The 21,298-nt window shown below is 37.3% G+C and carries 17 protein-coding genes and 2 pseudogenes; 11 read left to right on the top strand and 8 right to left on the bottom strand.

Features of this window, described 5'->3' with window-relative positions:
• Positions 1-22 precede the first annotated feature (22 nt).
• Positions 23-637 carry a carbonic anhydrase gene (locus tag CDG59_RS11715; protein WP_087545497.1) on the bottom strand — a complete coding sequence of 205 codons (615 nt, stop codon included), beginning with the start codon at positions 635-637 and terminating at the stop codon, positions 23-25.
• Positions 638-869: 232 nt separating this feature from the next.
• Here CDG59_RS11715 and CDG59_RS11710 point away from each other — a divergent pair, with 232 nt between their 5' ends.
• Together CDG59_RS11710 and CDG59_RS11705 are read left to right on the top strand one after the other, a co-directional pair.
• Positions 870-1,883 (top strand): alpha/beta fold hydrolase, encoded by a 1,014-nt coding sequence (locus CDG59_RS11710; protein WP_087545496.1) that lies wholly within the window; start codon positions 870-872, stop codon positions 1,881-1,883.
• Between the two features lie 23 nt (positions 1,884-1,906).
• Positions 1,907-2,917: a hypothetical protein gene (locus CDG59_RS11705; RefSeq protein ID WP_087545494.1), complete on the top strand. Its 1,011-nt coding sequence runs from the start codon at positions 1,907-1,909 to the stop codon at positions 2,915-2,917.
• Between the two features lie 25 nt (positions 2,918-2,942).
• Here the strand turns inward: CDG59_RS11705 and CDG59_RS11700 are convergent.
• Both CDG59_RS11700 and nfuA read right to left on the bottom strand, forming a co-directional pair.
• Positions 2,943-4,440, bottom strand: a pseudogene (locus CDG59_RS11700) (TonB-dependent receptor domain-containing protein).
• Between the two features lie 227 nt (positions 4,441-4,667).
• Positions 4,668-5,306, bottom strand: coding sequence for a Fe-S biogenesis protein NfuA (gene nfuA / locus CDG59_RS11695; RefSeq protein ID WP_004663326.1), 639 nt, complete (start codon positions 5,304-5,306; stop codon positions 4,668-4,670).
• Between the two features lie 154 nt (positions 5,307-5,460).
• On the opposite strand from nfuA, the gene CDG59_RS11690 reads away from it, so the two are divergent.
• The 5 genes from CDG59_RS11690 (at position 5,461) to CDG59_RS11670 (ending at position 10,473) form a co-directional block, all read left to right on the top strand.
• Positions 5,461-6,078, top strand: coding sequence for a rhomboid family intramembrane serine protease (locus tag CDG59_RS11690; RefSeq protein WP_004663327.1), 618 nt, complete (start codon positions 5,461-5,463; stop codon positions 6,076-6,078).
• A 132-nt stretch (positions 6,079-6,210) separates the two neighbouring features.
• Positions 6,211-7,890, top strand: a complete 1,680-nt coding sequence (locus CDG59_RS11685) for an arylsulfatase (RefSeq protein WP_087545493.1) — start codon at positions 6,211-6,213, stop codon at positions 7,888-7,890.
• Positions 7,887-8,888 (top strand): SUMF1/EgtB/PvdO family nonheme iron enzyme, encoded by a 1,002-nt coding sequence (locus tag CDG59_RS11680; protein WP_087545491.1) that lies wholly within the window; start codon positions 7,887-7,889, stop codon positions 8,886-8,888. Before CDG59_RS11685 ends, CDG59_RS11680 begins: the two co-directional genes overlap by 4 nt.
• Before the next feature lie 95 nt (positions 8,889-8,983).
• A complete protein-coding gene (locus CDG59_RS15315; RefSeq protein WP_087545490.1) occupies positions 8,984-9,145 on the top strand; it encodes a hypothetical protein in 162 nt (53 codons plus the stop codon).
• A gap of 200 nt (positions 9,146-9,345) precedes the next feature.
• Complete coding sequence (locus CDG59_RS11670) at positions 9,346-10,473, top strand: helix-turn-helix transcriptional regulator (RefSeq protein ID WP_087545488.1); 1,128 nt, start codon at positions 9,346-9,348, stop codon at positions 10,471-10,473.
• Between the two features lie 20 nt (positions 10,474-10,493).
• Here the strand turns inward: CDG59_RS11670 and epmA are convergent, their stop codons facing one another.
• Positions 10,494-11,477 carry an EF-P lysine aminoacylase EpmA gene (epmA, locus tag CDG59_RS11665; RefSeq protein ID WP_087545486.1) on the bottom strand — a complete coding sequence of 328 codons (984 nt, stop codon included), beginning with the start codon at positions 11,475-11,477 and terminating at the stop codon, positions 10,494-10,496.
• Entirely contained in the window at positions 11,474-12,541 is a 1,068-nt protein-coding gene (locus CDG59_RS11660) for a 4-phosphoerythronate dehydrogenase (protein ID WP_087545484.1), read from the bottom strand. The genes epmA and CDG59_RS11660 overlap by 4 nt, the downstream gene beginning before the upstream one ends.
• Positions 12,542-12,732: 191 nt before the next feature.
• Between CDG59_RS11660 and CDG59_RS11655 the strand changes: the two genes are divergently transcribed.
• Both CDG59_RS11655 and CDG59_RS11650 read left to right on the top strand, forming a co-directional pair.
• Positions 12,733-13,107 carry a diacylglycerol kinase gene (locus CDG59_RS11655; RefSeq protein WP_087545482.1) on the top strand — a complete coding sequence of 125 codons (375 nt, stop codon included), beginning with the start codon at positions 12,733-12,735 and terminating at the stop codon, positions 13,105-13,107.
• 251 nt (positions 13,108-13,358) lie between these two features.
• Complete coding sequence (locus CDG59_RS11650; protein ID WP_004885576.1) at positions 13,359-14,582, top strand: tyrosine-type recombinase/integrase; 1,224 nt, start codon at positions 13,359-13,361, stop codon at positions 14,580-14,582.
• A 72-nt stretch (positions 14,583-14,654) separates the two neighbouring features.
• Here the strand turns inward: CDG59_RS11650 and CDG59_RS11645 are convergent, their stop codons facing one another.
• Complete coding sequence (locus tag CDG59_RS11645) at positions 14,655-16,388, bottom strand: UvrD-helicase domain-containing protein (protein ID WP_005085367.1); 1,734 nt, start codon at positions 16,386-16,388, stop codon at positions 14,655-14,657.
• Between the two features lie 5 nt (positions 16,389-16,393).
• Positions 16,394-18,493 (bottom strand): ATP-dependent nuclease, encoded by a 2,100-nt coding sequence (locus CDG59_RS11640; RefSeq protein WP_005085368.1) that lies wholly within the window; start codon positions 18,491-18,493, stop codon positions 16,394-16,396.
• Positions 18,494-18,858: 365 nt separating this feature from the next.
• Here CDG59_RS11640 and CDG59_RS11635 point away from each other — a divergent pair, with 365 nt between their 5' ends.
• Both CDG59_RS11635 and chrA read left to right on the top strand, forming a co-directional pair.
• Complete coding sequence (locus CDG59_RS11635; protein WP_004885571.1) at positions 18,859-19,779, top strand: chromate resistance protein ChrB domain-containing protein; 921 nt, start codon at positions 18,859-18,861, stop codon at positions 19,777-19,779.
• Between the two features lie 2 nt (positions 19,780-19,781).
• Positions 19,782-21,134, top strand: a complete 1,353-nt coding sequence (gene chrA, locus CDG59_RS11630; RefSeq protein ID WP_004885570.1) for a chromate efflux transporter — start codon at positions 19,782-19,784, stop codon at positions 21,132-21,134.
• A 34-nt stretch (positions 21,135-21,168) separates the two neighbouring features.
• Here the strand turns inward: chrA and CDG59_RS15520 are convergent.
• Positions 21,169-21,298: pseudogene (locus tag CDG59_RS15520) on the bottom strand (IS5 family transposase); the annotation flags it as partial.

Here is a 21,298-nt window from a genome sequence, read left to right as displayed (position 1 = left end):
TTTTTAGAGTCTAGGATTTTAATTAAAAATCAAAGAATGTCACTTCACCTGTCTCAAGCGAGTATTCTGCGCCAACAACAATCATTTTGCCTTTTTCAATCAAACCCTCTAATACAGCTGAGCCATGACGTAGCTGATTCACTGAAGCAAATACATTTGAACGTACTGCATGCGCAGACAATTTTTTCAAATCATCCTTTAACTCAGTTTGCATTAAGATTTCAACAGATGGGCGTACACGATTTACGATTGACATCAAGTTTGATGACGGCGGTTGATCAGGATGTTTGAGTGTATCAATCGTTGCTTGAATCGCACCGCAATGACTATGTCCTAATACAACTACCACAGCACAATCATAACGTTCAGCAGCAAATTCAACGCTACCAACCTGAGAGGGTGCAACAATATTTCCAGCAACTCGGATAACAAACAAGTCACCTAATCCCTGATCAAATACCATTTCCGCAGGTACTCGAGAATCAGAACATCCTAAGACGATAGCAAAAGGATTTTGTTCACTTGCCATTTCAGCACGCTCTTGGTGAGTGAGCAATTTTTGCTGGGTCATTTCCCCTTTAACAAAACGAGCATTACCAGATTTTAAACGTTCTAAGGCTTCTTGAGCGGTGAGCATGCGTACATCCATCTATGATTGACATGAAAAACTAGTTTAATGTGAGTATGCTAGATTGTCACTGACAAAAATAAAAACTCTCAGACAATTGAGTGTCCTGATATCAAGAAAAATCATGGAAAATCATTTTATTGGCAAGAATTTCCATACATCTGTAGATTATGCAAATGACTGCATTACAAACTTCTACAATAATCAATTGGTTTAAAAATAAATCAAGGATAGAACAATCATGACCAAAACACTGTTTTCAACACCATTCCGAAAAACGATCACTGCCACTTTGCTCTCATTCAGCTTAGCAACAATTGCTGTAAGTTTTACTCAAGCTGCTGAAATAGAAATGAGTTTCCAAAATGTATTACAACAAGAACGTGCTTGGGCTGGCTTACAGACCAAGACATTAAAAGTAGGAGATATTAGCTGGTCATATAGTGAAGGTGGTCAAGCCGGAAAACCTATTGTTATTTTAATTCATGGTTTAGCAGGTAGTCGTGATAACTGGAATCGTGTCGCACATGCATTAACCGCAAATTACCATGTTATTATCCCAGACTTACCAGCGAGTGGCGAAACGCAAGTTCCTAAAGACTTTGATTATTCAGTTCCGAATGCGACTGAAAAATTACGTCGTTTTATCGAAGCCGCAAATTTGACAGGTCCAGCACATATTGCAGGTCACTCACTTGGTGGATCGATTGCAATGCTATACGCAGGTCAATATCCTTTTGAAACGAAAAGCCTATTCTTGGTCGATGCCGCTGGTGTCTACAAAGCAGCAACAACGCCTTACCTAAAAGATCCGAAACATTTGAAAAACATGATCGTCAGTAAAAAAGGTGACTTTAATTTCTTGATGCAACAGGCGATGTATGCTCCGCCATTTATTCCAAAAGAAATTGCTCAAGCACAGGAAAAAATGATGATTGGTCAAGTTGAGCAAACTCAAAAAATAGTGGATCAATTGATCGCACTCAATAAACTGTTTACTCCTGATTCTTTTGCTCTGCTTGCAAAATCAATTGATGCGCCAACCCTGATTTTATGGGGCAAGCAAGATAAAATTATTAATGTCGAAGTGGCACCTGAGTTAAAATCATTATTGAAAAATGCGCAAGCACCTGTGATTTTAGATAATGTGGGACATATGCCAATTTTGGAAGCAGATCAATTGGTGGTTCAACAATATCTACCTTTCTTGAGCAAAATCCAGACACAAAAGCCTGCAACTGCACCATCTCCATAAGTTTAGTAAGAATTTGAGGTTTTATGTCTAAACATCCAATGATAGAACAGCTAATTGATGCACAACTTGATTTTTTAGATCAAGAGTTTTCACAATCAGAAACCATTCAATATGAGTTTAAGCAATTCTATCATTGGTTACGGTTGCAACAGCTACAACATATTTGGTCATTTGAACAGATTTTTAAACTGATCGAAAAGCAAATTCTAACAACGCCCGCCAGTCCATTTCTCATTGAGCAAATTGCTGAGCATATTCGTTTTGCATTGATTCATCCGCTGAACGATAGCACCACAATTGAAGAGGTTATTCCTGTATTAACCATCGACTCAATTGCACAATACGTCGCAGGAAAAGCTGAACATCGGCAACGTTTAATTCAAACTATCGTCAATAATCCAGCCTTTTCAGCCTTGATTACGCAGCTTATACAACACTCCATCCAAGATTACTTAGATAATTCGGTCATGTCTAAACGCGTTCCTGGCGTAGGACATTTCATGAAAATGGGAAAATCCGTTTTAGAAACCGTTACGGATTCCAACCTGAATGAAACAATTGGTCATTATCTGCAAAAGAATATTTTAAAAATTAGCCAAATGAGCGAAAAAGTTTTGAATCAACATTTTAATGATGACAAGCTCTATCACTTCCAAGCAAATCTTTGGCATAAAATCAAACTGATGCCGATTTCAGTATTACGAAATTACTTTGAAGTCCAAGACCTACCTCAAACTGTGGGATTAGGTCATGAAATTTGGGATCATATTCGCCAAACGCCTTACTTAAAACAGCAGGTTCATGATGGGGTCTATGCGTGGTACGCAAGAAACCAAGAGAGAACTTTCGATTTGTTACTGCGTGATCTAAATATTGATGAAGATTTAATTCAGAATGAATTGAATAATTTACTTACACCCGTGCTACAGCAAGTGATTCAAACTGGGTATTTAAGACAACGAGCACGCGCACATCTACAAAAGTTTTATTACTCAGAACAAGTCCATGAAATACTAAAAAAACAAGGCACTTAAAGTGCCTTGTTTTATCGTGGTTTGCTTAGAATGAATATTTTAAACTTGCATAATAAGCCCGACCTGGTTCGTTGTATGTTTGACTGATTGAATTACTATCTCTTAAAATTTGTTTATCAAATAAATTACTTACACCAAGACGAGTGCTGAATTGGCTGTTAAATTTATAGCCCATATTTAAACCGACTAAGCTATAACTTTTTACATCACTTGGCTTAATCGCACTACTTTTACCACCTGAACCCACACCTGCTTCAATCCTATTTTCTGCGAATTGACGTGATTTTTGACGACCATATTGTGTGTAAACAAAATTCATATCCAATTGATCCGTGATGTCATAATCGAAAATTGAGTTAATCGTATACTTTGGAACAAGTGACAAAGGATTTCCTGTTTTCTTATCCTTAGAGTCCATCATATAAGTGAAATTGTTGGTCCAGCGGATATTGCCATAATCTAGTCCTAAACTCCCTTCAAACTCTTGAATCAATGCCTCTGGTGTATTATCCCAACGAAGAATATTCCAAGTCGTTTGCGTAACCCCTCCGTTTGCATTTGTACTTGAACCATTCACAGTCCCAACAAGGTCTGTTCCAGCAACAATCTTATTTTTATAATCATTACGGAACCAAGCTAAGCTGGCATTCACAACATCTTTTTGGAATTGAATCCCAATTTCTTTGTTGATTGAAGTTTCTGGTTTTAAATCGCCATTACCTTGTAATAAACAGCGCGAAGCAATATTTGCAGGACAACCATTACCATTGGTACTTAATAAATAACCTTCAGCATTTAATATCTACTGCATCTGCATCAGTTTTATTGTAATCACCATATAAACGATAAGATAAAATGTCTTTAATGATTGGACCACTAAGATTGAAACTTGCTCGAGTAGAATCGCCTTCTTTGGAATGTTCAGGTTGATTGGTATATAGCTCAACGGAACCATGTGTCTCATTCGTTACTTTCTTAGTAATAATATTGACTACACCACCCGCCGCTCCAGAACCATAACGAGCTGCTGCTGGACCTCGTAAAACCTCAATAGACTCAATTGCTTCTACTGGCACCCAATTTGAATCTCCCCGTGTGTCACGCTCTCCTTTCCAACCATAGCGTACAGAGTTACGTGAGGACACAGGCTTTCCATCAATCAAAATGAGTGTATTCTCAGGTCCCATACCACGAATATCAATTTGACGATTATTTCCACGCTGACCTGTTGCACTATTCCCTGTTAAGTTAACGCCTGGCATACGACGAACGTATTCAGAAATATCATTACGTACTGGAATTTTTTCTAAATCTTCGGCAGTGATCTTAGAAACTCCGAGAGATTGTTTAATTTGTTCCTCTGCTGTTAGAACAATTGTCTCCAGTTTAACAACATCGTTTTCATTTGATTTTTCAACCAATCCACTTTGATTAACTGTAGTTTCTGCTGCATATGCAAACGTCATCATGCCACTCAGAATTGAAGTCGCGAGTAATGTATGACGTGCTATTTTATTAGACATATTCCCACCTAATTAAGATAAATCATAAGATTTGCTAAAAAACTAGGCTAGATTCTAACAAAGAAACAATAAAACTCAATATAAATGATAATAATTATTATTTATATTTTCATTATTTTATTTAGCTCAGACATTCCTGAACATAATGATGAAATAAAATTTGATTAAATGAATAATAAAAAAAGCCCTATTCAGGGCTTTTATAATGCAATAAATTTCAAGTTTTATTACTTGAAGTACGCACCTTCTGACTGAGAGTGATCAGTTTGGTCAACCACACGCTTTAATTCTGGGACATGCTGTTGTAAAGTCGTTTCAACACCTTGTTTAAGGGTAACATCAATTGCTGAGCAACCTTGGCAACCACCACCAAATTTCAATACAGCAGTAAGACCATGCTCTGGATCATCTTTCACTTCGACTAAACTACAATTACCGCCATGACCCTCTAAACCTGGATTGATCTCAGATTGTAAAATATAGGTAATTCGTTCTTCAATTGACGCATCTGGGCCAACACGCGGCACTTTCGAATTTGGTGCACGGAAAGTTAATTGACCACCAAAACGGTCTTTATTGTAGTCAATGACAGCATCTAATAAATATGGAATGGATGGTGCATCAACATAAGCAGGAAAATCAGGATATTCCTGTTTGTAGTCTGTTGGTACTACTTCATCAGGTGCGCTATATGCCATACAACATTCTGCACGCGGTGTACCTGGATGTTCTACAAAAACACGAACGCCAATCCCTGGAGTATTTTGCTTTGATAATAAATCACTTAAATACTCTTGCGCAGATGGAGTAATCAAAAGGTTTGGGATTTCTTCTGCAATGGCAGTATTGGTGTTCTCAGTCGACATAACAATATTCCTCAAGCTGATGTCGTTATCTTAACCGAAGATGGAGTGTAATAAAAAAAAATCAACCATTTTTGTAGGAATTCTATGCAAGATCATTGTTTATTAAGTTTTTAATGGCATTATTGCTGAGACACTGATCAATTTTAAAACATTTATGTTACATCTACCCTTTAGTCATACTGTGACACTGATCATCATTACAGTTGCCATTTCCTTGTTAGCCTTCTCAAATCAAACGGTGATGAATCGTTTAATTTTTTGGCCACCTGCACTGCAACGTGGGCAGTATGACCGCTTTATTACACATGGTTTTGTTCATGCTGATGGTACTCATTTACTCTTTAACATGATCACGCTGTTCTTCTTCGGTAATATTATAGAAAGCTTTTATCGTCAGTTTTTTTATGACACAGGCTTTGTCTTATTTTATTTAGGTGGATTAATTGCAGCAATTTTACCAAGCTATTTAAAACATAGACATGATATTCGCTGGGCAAGTTTAGGTGCGTCTGGTGCTGTTTCAGCAGTGTTATTTGCTTATATTCTGTTTCAACCATGGAAGCTCATTTTCGTTTTCTTTATTCCCGTTCCAGCCATTATTTTTGCCATTTTATATGTCGCTTACAGTATTTGGTCTGGCAAAAGAGGCAACACAAATATCAACCATAGTGCTCACTTATGGGGAGCAGCGTATGGTGTGGTCATGACAATTTTATTAGAACCTAAAGTGCTGCCGCACTTTTTAAATCAACTCACTCAAATACCATTTTAATTTTTATCATACACGCCCCTTTTTTGGGGCTTTTCTTTTTTTAAGATTAACAATCAAATTTTAATTATTTTTATCATAAAAATCATCGCTCTAAACTCGTCATAATTCTTCTATAAAATTAAGTCGATTCTAATGTCTCATAATAGTCTCCTTAGCACACTTTCTATTGCATTATTTAGCTTGTCAATTTCAGCTTGCAGCAATGATTCTGATCATTCAAATACTGTGGTTGAAACCAAGAAGCAACCCAACATTTTATTCATTATGGCTGATGACTTAGGCTATTCAGACTTAGGCGCTTTTGGTGGGGAAATTCATACACCCAATATTGATGAGCTGACCCGAGCAGGTCGTATTTTAACGGATTATCATACTGCCCCGACCTGCTCACCGACACGCTCACAATTGATTTCGGGAACTGACCATCATTTAGCGGGGATTGGTGCAATGGCTGAACTCACACCTGAGCATCTAAAAGGTCAACCCGGTTATGAGGGCTATTTGAATGAGCGTTCACTCTCTATTGCAGAAGTATTGAAAGACAATGGCTATCGAACTTATATCAGCGGTAAATGGCACTTAGGCTTGACCGATGCAACCAACGCACATGCTAAAGGATTCGATCACTCATTTACGTTATTGCAAGGCTTAGACCTACATTTTAAACAAGCACCGAGTGCCTATAAGCGTAATGCGACGTATACGGAAGACGGCAAACAAATTCCGATTTCATCCTTACCCGATGATTTCTTCTCTACCAATTACTTCACAGACAAATTAATCAGTTATATTGAGTCAGGTAAAAACTCAGGCAAGCCATTCTTTGCTTATGCTGCTTACACCGCGCCGCATTGGCCTTTACAAGCACCCGCTGAATATCGCGATCGTTATCGCGGTGTTTATGACGCAGGCTATGATGTGATTCGTGATGCGCGAATTGCCCGTCAAAAACAGCTTGGCTTAATTCCAGCGAATTTTACTGCGGCTGAACCAATTGCCACGCAAAATGCACCGCAAAAATATGGCAAGTGGAATGAACTTTCAACCGAGCAAAAAATGCTAGAAGCACGCAGAATGGAAATCTATGCAGGCATGGTCGAAAATCTGGATGCCAATATCGGTCGGGTGATTCAATATTTAAAACGCAATAATCTATATGACAATACATTAATCTTCTTTGTCTCAGACAATGGTGCAGAAGGCTTTATCCGTGGCAATTACGGTGCCGAAGCTGGTTTTGATAACAGCGTCAATAACGTAGGAACATCAAATTCTTATCACTATGTTGGGCCACGTTGGGCAGAAGTCAGTGCTGCGCCATTCCATCTATGGAAAGATACTGCAGGTGAAGGTGCAACCACCGCACCTGCAATTGTGAAGCTCCCTTATCAAAGCAAAGCCGAAGCCATGCATCATGGTTTTGCCTCAGTCTTGGATGTGTTCCCAACCGTGCTCGACTACGCAAATATTGCCGTCCCACAAGGTCAATACAAAGGCCGTCAAATCAATACACCAAGCGGCTATTCATGGAAACCTGTACTCGACAATAAAGCGCAAGCGATCCGCCCCGTTAACTTTAGCTTTGCCGATGAATTACATGGCAGTAAATATGCCCGTCAAGGGGACTGGAAAATTGCATTACAAGGTAAATCAGAACTCGGAACAGGTGCATGGGAATTGTATAACCTCAAAAATGATCAAGGCGAAACGCAAAACCTTGCTCAAGATAATCCGGCCAAATTACAAGAGCTGATAAATGTATATAATCAATATACCCAGCAAAATGGGGTTAAGGAATATTTCCTTAAATGAAATGGGTATGCATTTTAGTTTCACTGATCAGTCTGTCCCTCGTGACAGGCTGTAGCAAAGTTAAGCCTGCTGCCACTCAATCACATAGACAAAACAGCACTGAGGCTCAACTGGGCTCATTACAGCAATGCCAACAATACTCAGGCTTACCTGAGGCATGGCAAAACAGTAAAACTGCAGGTATGGTCTGGATTCCTGAAGGTTCATTTCAACTGGGTTCAAACTTAGCCTACCCTGATGAATTGAATTTTGGCCAAGCACAACGCCAAGTAACAGGTTTTTGGATTGACCAAACCGAGGTGACAGTTGCTCAATTCTCCAGTTTTGTCAAAGCCACAGGCTATATCACTGATGCAGAAAAGCAGAAACAGGCTGCAGTATTTTCACCGAATGTGGACAACCCAAAACAATGGTGGCAGTTGAAATCAGATTACACATGGAAAACGCCGAATGGTGCTCAGGGTCAGCCTCCATTACCGTCTGAACCTGTTCGCTATGTCACTAAAAATGATGCTGAACACTATGCCGTTTGGTTAGGTCGGGACTTACCTACAGAGCAAGAATGGGAATATGCCGCCAAAGCAGGTTCGAAAAGTGATACGCCTTTACACCAAGCGCCACAAGATACGCATCAACATCCACAAGCCAATTATTGGCAAGGTGAATTTCCTTTCGATAATACGGTTGAAGATCATTTCCAAAGTGTGGCGCCTGTCGGCTGTTATGCTTCCAATGCTTTTAAGTTATTCGATATGATTGGCAATGTCTGGGAATGGACCTCTTCTGCTTATCACGGCGCACATGATCAGCACATGGGCAATTATGCGGAACTTCGTCAACAAAACAGCACCGCAACGCAATATGTACTCAAAGGTGGTTCTTTTCTATGTGCCTCCAACTTTTGCGCACGCTATCGAAACAGTAGTCGTTATCCACAAGAATTTGATTTGGCAGCAACCCATGTGGGATTTAGAACTATTTTACGTACAGTCGAATGATACAAATCTCTATTAAAAACATGCGTCATTACGCTAGTCGAAAAGTGAGGATCAATTTAAAGTAAATGAGAAAGCAATAAAAAGAGGATGCAATGATGAAAATAATACTGCTTTGCTTCAGTACTTTAATCACATTTAGCTTATCGGCCTGTGCCGTGCATACCCCTCATGGCAGTGTGATTGTTGATCCAGACAACCACCATGATGGTCATAGTGATTTTTGTCCTCCAGGACAGGCTAAAAAAGGACGTTTTTAAATTCAATCTCGCCTAGGCTTTGATAGGGCTTAGGCATTTTCATCAAATGATAAAGTTTATTCAATTTTTTCTTTCAAATAATTCATCTCATCAAATTGTATAAATAAAACTAGAATATATTGCAGTTACTGATTTCATTTCATCAAAACCCATATAAACTACATGGAAATGTATTCTATTTATTCTAATGGGATTTTTGAATGGATCTAAGCCAACAAAGCACTGTCATGGAAATCTTGAATAAGGTGCAGCATGCTGATGATTGGATTATTTTATTAGAACAACTGAATCAATATTTTAATCTACAAGCCTCTCAACTACTCGCCGTTGATCTTGAAGTACAAGCGCTATCTTTTAGTGTTCATCATGGCGTTGATTTTGATGAACATCAACTTGAACAAGCCGCACTAAAACAAATTCGTTTAAATATAGATGATGATCCTCGCTTAAACAAAATGTTAGTGGCTCCAATGCAAGGTTGGATGCATTGTTTTCAACATTTCACAGAAGATGAAATTCTTCAAACTCAAGTCTATCAACAAGTATTAAAACCTCTAAATTTACGTTTTTGTTCAGCAATACAAATTCTTTATGATCATAAAGTTTGTATCATACTTTCATTTTTGACTAGCCCCGAACGAGGTGCTTTGAGTTGTTCTGAATTACAACCGATTTATGAATTATTACCGATACTACAGCAAAAAATTCAACAATATCGACATCATTTTGAATACTCGACAATGACCTTACTCGGGTCCCAATTAATTCAAAAAATGAATCAGCCCATTGCGATTATTAATTTGAATGGCGATATTCTTGAATTGAATACAGAAGCAAAACAGGTATTGGAAAATAGTAAACTGATCCAAATCAAACAACGTCGTTTTGCATTCAATGAAAGTAGCCAACAACAATTTGAGTTAAACCTGATTGAGCTAGAACGCCTACATAAACGCCATCATGACTTAAGCTACGCTGAACGCAGTAAAATTATGATGATTGATGATCATTTATTCTTAACACTGGATTTATTAAGTCCAGAAAAAACACACAAGATTTTTGGTCTACGTCCAGTTTTACTCGCCACATTTTCTGGTTTAAAACATAAACCTAAATATCAACGAGAAATATGTACTCAGCTTTTTATGTTCACACCTGTAGAACACAAAATATGTGAGCAATTACTTGAGGGTAAAACCACCAAAGAAATTGCTCTCTCACACGATATTCAGGCTGATACTGTCAAAAAACATCTACAAGCGATTTTCAAGAAAACCAAAACGCATCGACAAAGTGAGTTAATTCAATTATTGATGCAGTTTTTATAAGCATGTAAAGATGAAAGTTTCTAAGCAATCTCCGCTGGGAAAGTAATCACTTGATCAATTTTCATCTTATTCATCGCAACCATCAGTAAACGATCAATTCCAAGTGCAATCCCTGAGCATTCTGGCATGTGTGGTAAAGCTGCTAACAAGTGTTGATCCGTTGGAATGACGGGTAATCCTTGTTGAGCACGTTCGATATTATCGGCGTCAAAACGTTCAGCTAAAACTTTGGCATCTAAAAGCTCATCATAGGCATTGGCAAGCTCTAAACCCTCAATGTATACCTCGAAGCGTGCTGCGACTAATTCACCATCCTCATCTGTTTTCACCTTAGCCAACGATGCCATTTCAGGCGGAAAATCAGTTAAAAATACAGGTGCATCAAAGCCTAAACTTGGTTCAACGAAATGCGAAAACAATAAATCGATATAACCCAAGCGATCATTTCCTAAATCAAGATTGAGTCCTACACGATTCGCAGTTTCTTTAAGTTGCTTTAAACTCGCTTGTAAAGGATTAATATCTAAACGATCTTGAAAAGCATGCTTATAACTCAAAATATACGGACGGACTTCACCAAAACGATGTGCCAAACACACTTCTAGTAAATCTGCTGTTTCATGCATTAAACCTTTTAAATCTAAACCAGGTCGATACCATTCCAGCATGGTAAATTCACTATTATGCTTACGCCCATGCTCATCATCACGGAATACTTTACAGATTTGATAAATTGCTCCACTACCACTGGCCAATAAACGTTTCATTGGAAATTCAGGTGAAGTCTGTAAGTATTGAGTCTTTAATTTGCCATGAATATGACGTTGTACTTGTACAGATGCCAAATGAACATCGGTTACAGCAGCTTGAGACAAAACAGGCGTTTCAACCTCTAATACCTTACGCTCCGCAAAAAACTGACGAATCTTTTGATACATCTCAGCACGTGCTTTTAATGCCTCAATAGAACAAGTCGGTTGATAGGATTTCATATCTTGGCTCATGCTTTTGGTCCACCGTGTGCCGCCCATTCACGGCGTAAAGGATAGTTTTTACGAAGTAAATCAAATGCTTTTTGTTCAACTTTAGCATTTTGAACACAAGCTCTTAATTGTTTATCATCTTCAGCAATATCGTAAATCTGAGTGAGATGTTGTTTAATCGCAGCTTTTAAATCCTGCTGCCCGAAATATTGTTCCACCTGAGGCAATTGACTCTCAAAACGCTTTGAGGCTTCATAAGAAAATTTATCGCAAAATGCCTCATAAATCATCTGCGTTCCTCTCGCTTTGCCTTCAAGGCTATACCCTGCAATATGCGGGGTGGCTAAAGCCAATAAATTCAGCAATTGCGCTGGAATCTCTGGTTCAAACTCAAAGACATCCAAGACAACTTTACGATTATTTTTTTTAATATCGTTCATCAAAGCAGATTGTTGAATCACTGGACCACGCGCACTATTAATCAAAATTGCGGATGCTTTCATTGCAGCAAACGTAGCATCATTAAACAAGTGTTGCGTTGGATAATCACCAGCTAAGGTTAAAGGGACATGAATTGAAATCGCATCAGCCTGTTTTAACAACTCCTGAAAGGATACATTTTCAATACCAGCGAGTTGCACATAAGGGTCATAGCCAATCACATTCCAGCCCAACAATTGAGCCATCACTGCGAGTCGACTCCCTACATTGCCTAAGCCAACAATTGCTAATGTAAAAGCTCTCTCTTGTTCTAATAAGTCGATATTCAAATGCAATAAAGCAGTAATCACATATTCAGCAACGGCTTGCGCATTGCAGCCCGCAGCATTACTCCATGCAATATGCTGCTGTTCCAAAGCTTGAATATCAAGATGATCTGTACCAATTGTCGCACTGCCCACAAATTGAAGCTTGGTCTGATCAATTAAGGCATGATTCACTTTAGTCACCGAGCGAACCAAAAGTGCATCGGCATCTTGGACATCATTATGAGTCAAGGTGCGCCCTGCTTTATGCTGTATTTCAGCAAAATCTGCAAAAAAATAATCGGTAAATGCCAAATTTTCATCTGCGATAATTTTCATGCAATTCTTTCCATCGATTTGTATGTGCTTATTATCCTTAGCGCAAAGGAAATTGACAAATCAAATCTGAAAGTTCCAGTTAAAATGTCGAGAAACACTACATTTTTGATGCAATCATGCGACTTATTGCCAATCCTCTGTCTTACTTTTAATTTTATAATAGTAGTGTTTTCTTCATAAGCAGTTTTATTATGACGCCTTACTCTCCCTACAAAGGCAAAAGTGGTATCAAACGTATTTTTAATGCAACAGGCTATTCCCTTGCAGGGTTTAAAGCTGCATTTAGCCATGAAGCCGCTTTTAGACAAGTCCTTTTGCTTAATTTAATTTTGATCCCAATCAGTTTTTCTGTTGATGTCTCAGCCCTAGAACAAGCACTCATGGTGGCTGTTTGTTTGCTTGCAATTATTGTTGAACTATTTAATTCAGCAATTGAAGCTGTAGTTGATCGTATTTCTTTAGAAAAACACCAACTTTCTAAAAATGCAAAAGACATGGGCAGTGCTGCTCAATTTGTTTCTCTTGCGATTATATTTTTTACATGGATGATTATTTTATTTCGATAAGTCATTATAAATTCTAAATAAAAAAATCCCTGCATTAGCAGGGATTTTTTTTAATCTAGGAAGAAGATGTAATTACATCATGCCAATTAACAATCTAACCTTCTATAAATACAAATCACATTACAACCTATCCAATTGATTCAACGATATTTTTATTCTAACCTTCCATAACAATGTAATACATGCAATTACCAATTTTTGTGAGTAAGATTGTGAGTAAGCCCTTTCAAAAATAGCGTTACTCACAACATATGCTGAACGATTTAAAAATCAAAAGATTAAAACCACGTGAAGAATTATACCGCATGGCTGATCATTCAGGGCTCTGTATAGAAGTCCGCCCATCTGGTAGCAAATTCTGGCGTTATCGTTACCGCTTTCTTACTAAAGCAAAAATGCTCACAATCGGTAAATATCCTGAAATTACTTTAGCATATGCTCGATTAAAAACTATTGAATATCGAGAGCAACTTGCCAAAGGAGTAGACCCAATAGGTCACCAGAAAAATGAACGCCTTGAAGCAATTAAAGCAAATAATGGTACATTTCGGTTAGTCGCAAGTGAATTTATAAATTCCCGAAAAGCTCAACAATCCAAGGAATGGGAACAACGCCGAAGCAGTTATTTTGAGAAAGATGTTTACCCTCTTATTGGTAACAAACCTATTCATGAGATTGACTCTATTGATATTAAAACTGTGCTTGATAGCACTATGGCAAGAATCAAAAAATCAGGAAGAGGCACAGGAGAAGTTAAAGGGATTTTTGTAAGACAAATCATTGGTGAGGTTATGGAATATGCAATTATCACAAAACGCATTTCTATAGATCCTACTTATGTTCTTAGGGGTTACATTAAACAGCCAGATGTAACCCATGCCAGACCATTAACTGAGTCTGAAAAAAAAGTACTTATGCTTAAGCTCAATGCATACGGTGGCTCAATTAGCACACGAAATGCTATTAAAGCCGCAATATACACATGGCTTAGAAGCATTGAGATACGTCGAGGTAAAAAGGAATATATTGACTTTGAAGATAAGACATGGACGATTCCAGCAGTATCAAGGGCTGATATTTTGGCTGGCAAGCGCAATATGAAAAAGAACAGAATGCATGTTGTACCATTGTCTGACCAAGCCATTGAAATCATAAAAGAGCAATTTGCACTTTATCCAGATAGTGAATATATATTTGCAGGAGAAGACGGGGAAATGATGGGTAAAACCACATTGAATACAGCCCTGAGTAATATGAAATTAGAGTTCAGGATGCATACTCTAAGAGCAACTGCATCCACTGTGGCTAATGAGAATGGTTTTAATAAGGATTGGGTTGAATTACAACTTGCCCACGTTTCAGATAATAAAACAAGGGCATCGTACAATCATGCTCAATGGTTAAATGATCGTAAAACGATGATGCAATGGTGGGCTGAACATGTAGATAGTTGGGATAAAAATAATAATCTATAGTATAGGTATAAATTCTTTATTTTTTCCCAAAAAATATGTTTAAAAAGTTAGATACATAAGTTGAAAACAACTCTATGTATCTAAACTTAATTCTATTACATTCTCACTTCCAAATAGATTATTCACTGTTACAAGTGCTGTATCAGATAATGTCTGAGTAGCTAACACAGCCAGTCTCGTCATTGGGCGAGAAATAGATACATAGAAAAGATTACGAGCTCTATAAAAACCTTTTGTGTTTGCATTAGTCAACTTTTTAGTCTCAAGCAACTCGAGAAGCTGTGGCCATTTATAATTATTCCATCCACCACCTAAAACTACTAATACATTCTCAAACTCTGCCCCCTTAACACTGTGCTGAGTTGCAAATGGAGTTTGCTTTTCAATAAACTTTGTAACTTCGATTACTTCTTTATATGGAATTTCTCTTAATTTATTATAACGAAGTAGTGTTGAAGACATTTCCGTGTCAGGTGAATTTCTTAGAGAAATAAGCTCATCGTCTCGTCTAAGCACTCTATCTGGGGGGGAGGGACGTTTTGTCTGCTTAAGATGATCTATCACTTGCCCTATAGTCCCCTCTTGTCTTAGTTTTAATAATTGATCCATATCCCGTCGCCAACAAGATTTATCTTCATGCTTCGTTATTGCAGGCCTTGAGCCAAAGATTTTAAACATCTCACCATAATTTGATAAGCTATAGCTAACACTCATTGGTTCAACTATTTCTGCAAAAAATTTTATTACAGGGTCTTCTTTTTTAGCAAATTGATCATTACGTCCGTCAAATACTTTAATTAATTGAGGGTATCCTTGTTCAGATGCTAAAACATTATGGCTTAACATCAGTATCTTAGTTTTTTCAATATCCCACCCCTCATTTTGTAGCCTCTGTATCAAACTTGTACGAGTAGATCGAGCTATATCTATTGGTAAATCATCTTTAGAACTTCTCTCATCTGTTCGTGTCCCCTTATAAGAATTAGTATGAAAAAATCTAGCTTCACCTTTTGCATCTGGCGAACTGACAGCTTGTGGTAAGTCTAGTCTTAAATTATTTAATATATCTACAATTGCTGGAACTGATCGAAAATTTGATCCCTTTGCAATCTCTTCGATTGGATACTCTGCCAATTCATATTCACTACCATAAATAGTCTGCCAATGGTCTCCAAAAAGACCAAAAAGTGGTCCCACCTTTGGTTTTAAGAAATACTCTGTAATAGCATCCATAAATTGGCGATTGGTATCTTGATATTCATCAATAAAAACTACCGGAAACTGATTGCTAAATATTTTCCGAAACTTTTCTTTACTTAGTAATTTAGCCATCATCGTTGGGATATCATCATGACTCAGTGTAATTTTCTGATCATTAACACCAAAAAAGCCCAACTCGTATTCCACTGATTTAGACCCAATGCCACCACCTTGTTCAACTTTTTCTTTTCTTGAATCATCTTCAATAAGAATCTCTCTTATGGCTTTTTGAAATTGGCGCATAAAAGCCCATGAGAATCCATGTATAGTATCGACTAAAATTGCTGGATGGTCTTCAATTTCTTGGGCAATCTCATTTCTTGCAACTTCCGTATAAGTAATACAAGCTACTTTTTTACCTGTTTGCGTTAATGATCTACCACGCTCTTTAATAATGGATTTTAGAGCATGAACTAAAGAAAATGTTTTTCCCGCACCTGCGCCAGCTTCTAGCCGGAAACTTCGTCCTGCTTTTATAGCTGCATTAATTTTTGCTTCAGCTAGTTGAGCTGCAATTATTGCTGGATTGTCTAGAATCTCACTCATGCTACTTATTCGCCTGTAGTTAATTCATAGTTTGATTTTTTTATAGTGTCCATTTCAGATAACCAAATTAGACCTTCCTTGATATATCTTGGTGCCGACCAATCTTCTATTAGAATTGCATATTCTAAGGCGAAATCAGATTTAATAAGCCCTTGTGCTTTTTCCCAAGCAGCAACAGCAATATCTTGTCCTTCAGGTAATTCAAATTTAGAAAGATTAGCTAATATGAAAGCATCCTCATAACTTCTAGCGCATATATTAGTTTCTGGATCTTCTGGTATTTGATATGCAATTCTACGGAACTTAATTTGTTTCTCTTGAGCAGTTTTAGCAATCAAGACTGACGGGGAAATTTGACTATCCTCATTTTTAGCTTTTTTCTTAACTTTACCAGTATCATCGACTTCTTTAGGATAAAACCAGTTTTTAATGGCAGCATTAGATGTATTCTGACCATCAACTACTGGGCATTTCACCCATGCATCTTCCTGTTTTCCATTCTTAGTTATTTTGCCTTTTTTTGTTGAATCTAGATCAGTGATTACTAACGTTTTCAACTCCAGAAAGTCAAGGAGTGGATAAAAAATATGCGCATGTGCTCCACCAACCTCAACACAAGTAACATATTGTCTGGCTAGTTTTTGTGGTTCATCAAGAGACTCATCAACTAATTGACATAACTTTGGCATTAATAAACGTTCTGTTGTCCCTTCAACTAAGATAGCTTTATCAGCAAAGTAAAGATCACATTTCGTTAAGGTCATATATTGATGTAAAAATTTTTGATCTTTAACAGAAATACTACTCAACCCCTTCTTAAAATCTTTAACCTTTGTCTGACGTACGTTTTCTATCTTATGAATTTCATTATAAAAATATCTAACAGCATCAAATTTTGCAGCATTCGCAACATGTGGGGAGTGTGTTGTGATAACAAACTGGATATTCCATTTATCTTTGTTAGAATAATTTTCCGATAATTTTTGAACAGCCACATTTAATTGATTGATAAAAACCTCCTGCATTTGAGGATGTAAATGAGCTTCTGGCTCTTCAATAAATATTAAATGAGTAGCGGGGCTAATTGATTTTGATCTATAGATTTTGTGATAGCTTGCTAACTGTAGCAACATGTAAATCAAATTACGGGTTCCTAGACCATTATACCCTTCTGGTAAATGTACTCCATCAACTCCGCTATAAACGACCTTAGTATGCCCTGATAATAATGATTCCACGTTTAATGATGTCTCTGGTCTTATCTCAGTATCATTAAGACTTGGAAATCCCATTACGTTCATAACTGGTAATAATTCTTTAAGCATGCCATCAAAGTCGAGTTGGACATTATGCTCAATATTTTCAACAGATTGCTTTAATCTTATAGCTAAATTTTGATCTGCCTCAGCAGCAGATGGTGCTGTAGCTGTCTTAAATAGCTCACTAAGCAATTTACCTATTACATCAGCATCCCCTAGTTTTGTTTTATCAAGATTTCTTTGAGCTAATACAAAGTTACATTGTAATAATGCTGTTAAAGCAGATGTGCCTTCAAAATCTCTCGTATTTGTACTATCAGTAGGATCAATTGCACTTACATGAACCCCATAAGCTTTAGACAAATTACCCTTCAAATTTTTATAAAAATGTGTACGAGGTTCAACCACTGCGGAAGATGGGGTAAGGTCAAAAAGCAAATGCATATTTTTCAAAATAGGCCGATACTCAACTCGCGCAATAGCCGTTGTAGAGTCTTCATCTAAATCAATAATAAAAGGGGATAGAGAACCTAAATCAGGAGAAAGTTTATTATATTGAAATGTAAGTATAAGAGAAATTCGAGGAAGTGTTTCGAATATTACTTCTGAACTTTCCCCCGCCTCTCTTAATTCTTTAGCTTTTAAAAATTTTTCTCGTGATAAAACTGAAAAATCCTCTAGCCGAAATCTTGTTCCAGATTCACCACAAAAACAATCAAAAATACTGGTAAAAGATGTCTTTCCACTATTATTACGTCCAACAATTACAGTTGAATTCTCTTCCAATCCGAATTCGACATTCTCAAGAAGCCTAAAACCTTCTACTTTAATTTTTTCAATGCGCATTATTATCCCCAATTATTTATTTTAAGCTTTTAAAAATTCGACTATGAATATAGCTTAATAACTAAGATATTATTATTTCTAAAAATAATAATATACAACTTAAGCATAAACTTTTTAAAGCTATCTAACATAATCTTCAAAATAGAAATTGCCATCTCTACAAGCTAACTACGACTGAGCCTTTTTTCAACACAATAGATCAGTAACGTAAACACATCGAATAGTTTTCAACTTTAATTTTACTTCAATCAAAGCTTGTCTGCCGCCCGTCTTAATATTTATCCTGATATAAGAAATCAGTTCTTAATATTTGTACCACGATACAAGCAATGTAATATAATAAACAAATAAGTTGAGTATATTACATGAAAATATCCTTGCTCATATCCTCGCTACCTACACAGAATACAACCACTCGTATGAGAGTCTGGCGATCTCTCAAAGCAAGCGGCGCAGCAATTCTAAGAGATGGCGTCTATTTGCTCCCTATTTCCCATAGTGAAAAGTTTGATCCTATTGCTAATGATGTTATCTCAGAACAAGGGGCTGCTTATATCTTTCATGCAGAACAACCCTTAAATCTTGAGCTTGCTTCTTTTTTCAGTCGGAAAGAAGAATACGATGCTCTCTATAAACAACTGTCTGAATTAAGAGATCGGCAGACCAAAGATGAAAAGAAAGAGCTGCTCAAGCAAATCCGGAAATTAAGAAAAAGTATCGATGCGCTTGTAGAAATTGACTACTACCCCGATGAAACTCAAGCACAGGTTCTAAATGAGCTTTCCTCTTTAGAACTTTCAATTGCACGTCTTGGTGAAGTGAATGAACCACTAGCAATACAAGCTCATATTCAACTTCTCGATAAAGCTAGTTATCAAAACAGAATTTGGGCAACTCGTAAAAGACCTTGGATTGATCGCCTAGCTTCTGCATGGCTAATCAAGACATTTATTGATACCTCACCAACATTCATTTGGTTAGAAACGCCAAGTGACTGCCCAGAAGAGGCATTAGGATTCGATTTTGATGGTGCAACTTTCAGTCATATCAATCATTGGGTGACCTTCGAAGTTCTTTTACATAGTTTTGATCTAGAAACACCTGCATTAAAGAAAATCGCTGAAATTGTTCATTACCTTGATGTAGGTGGGATTGAACCTCCCGAAGCAATCGGTATTGAAAAAGTTATTCAAGGAATTCGAAGTCAGATAAGTGACGATGATCAATTATTTGCATTATCGAATCACATTTTCGATGGCTTATATGCCAACCTATCAAGAGAATAATCATGGAACAAGAACTTGTTATAGAACCAGAACAAGAAATACAGTCAATTTCATTTTGGCAAGCATTTCTATTCTGGCTGAAATTGGGGTTCATTAGTTTTGGTGGGCCAGCAGGACAAATCGCTGTCATGCACCAAGAACTCGTTGAACAAAAACGTTGGATTTCTGAAAAACGTTTCTTACACGCTCTCAACTACTGCATGTTATTACCCGGACCTGAAGCTCAACAATTAGCAACCTACATAGGTTGGTTAATGCACAGGACTATAGGTGGTATTGTTGCTGGTGTCTTATTCGTTTTACCTTCTTTATTTATCCTGATCGCCCTTTCATGGGTCTATGTAAAGTTTGGTGATGTTCCTATCATTGCTGGTCTCTTTTATGGAATCAAACCAGCTGTTGTTGCTATTGTCTTTCATGCAACTTACCGGATTGGCAGCCGATCATTAAAGAATAAGTTTTTATGGGCAATTGCTGCACTTGCATTCGTTGCTATCTTTTTCTTTAACCTTCCGTTTCCTTTAATTGTTCTAAGCGCTGCAATCATTGGATACTTGGCAAGTAAAAAATATCCAAGCTTTTTTACTGGTGGAAGTTCACATCAGCAAGGTAAAAAAGATTATGGTCCAGCATTAATTGATGATGATACTCCAACCCCAGAACATGCCATATTTAGTTGGAAGCACTTAGGAAAAATTTTATTTATCGGTGCAATTTTATGGTTTACACCCATTATAGGTTTGACTCTTACCTTGGGATGGGAGCATGCCTATACACAAATGGCTTGGTTCTTTACTAAAGCGGCACTGCTAACATTTGGTGGAGCTTATGCGGTATTACCTTACGTGTATCAAGGTGCTGTAAATTTTTATGGTTGGTTGAGTCCAACACAAATGATCGATGGTTTAGCACTAGGTGAAAGTACACCCGGCCCACTGATTATGGTTGTTGCATTTGTCGGATTTTTAGGTGGCTTTAATCATGCACTTTTAGGAAGTGATCATGTATTTTTAGCAGGTGCCTTAGGTGCTGTCATTGTTACTTGGTTTACGTTTCTATTTTCTTTCATTTTCATTCTAGCTGGCGCCCCAGTGATTGAATCAACACACAATGAATTAAAGTTTACTGCACCTTTGACTGCAATTACTGCTGCTGTTGTAGGAGTAATATTGAATTTAGCACTCTTCTTCAGTTATCACGTTTTATGGCCCAATGGATTCAACCATTCTTTCAACTATGAAGCCGCATTCATTGCAATTGCAGCATTCATCGCCTTGTTCCATTTTGAAGTCAAAGTCATGTATGTGATTTTTGCCTCTGCATTCTGTGGCTTGATTCTATATATTGGTGCATAAACTTATAGTTTTATTTCTTAGGGTCTGTTGAGAATTACCGAGAGTTAATTAAACTCGCGCACAATTGAATCATGGCTTCAAAACTCGTATCTGTTTTACAACTACGCATCGCTATACGTTTAAATTCTTTTAACTTACAGAAATAGTTTTCAATGAGATGACGC

The organism is Acinetobacter sp. WCHA29 (assembly GCF_002165335.1).
Classification (GTDB): Bacteria; Pseudomonadota; Gammaproteobacteria; order Pseudomonadales; family Moraxellaceae; genus Acinetobacter.
This window is presented reverse-complemented; position numbering and strand designations above follow the sequence as displayed.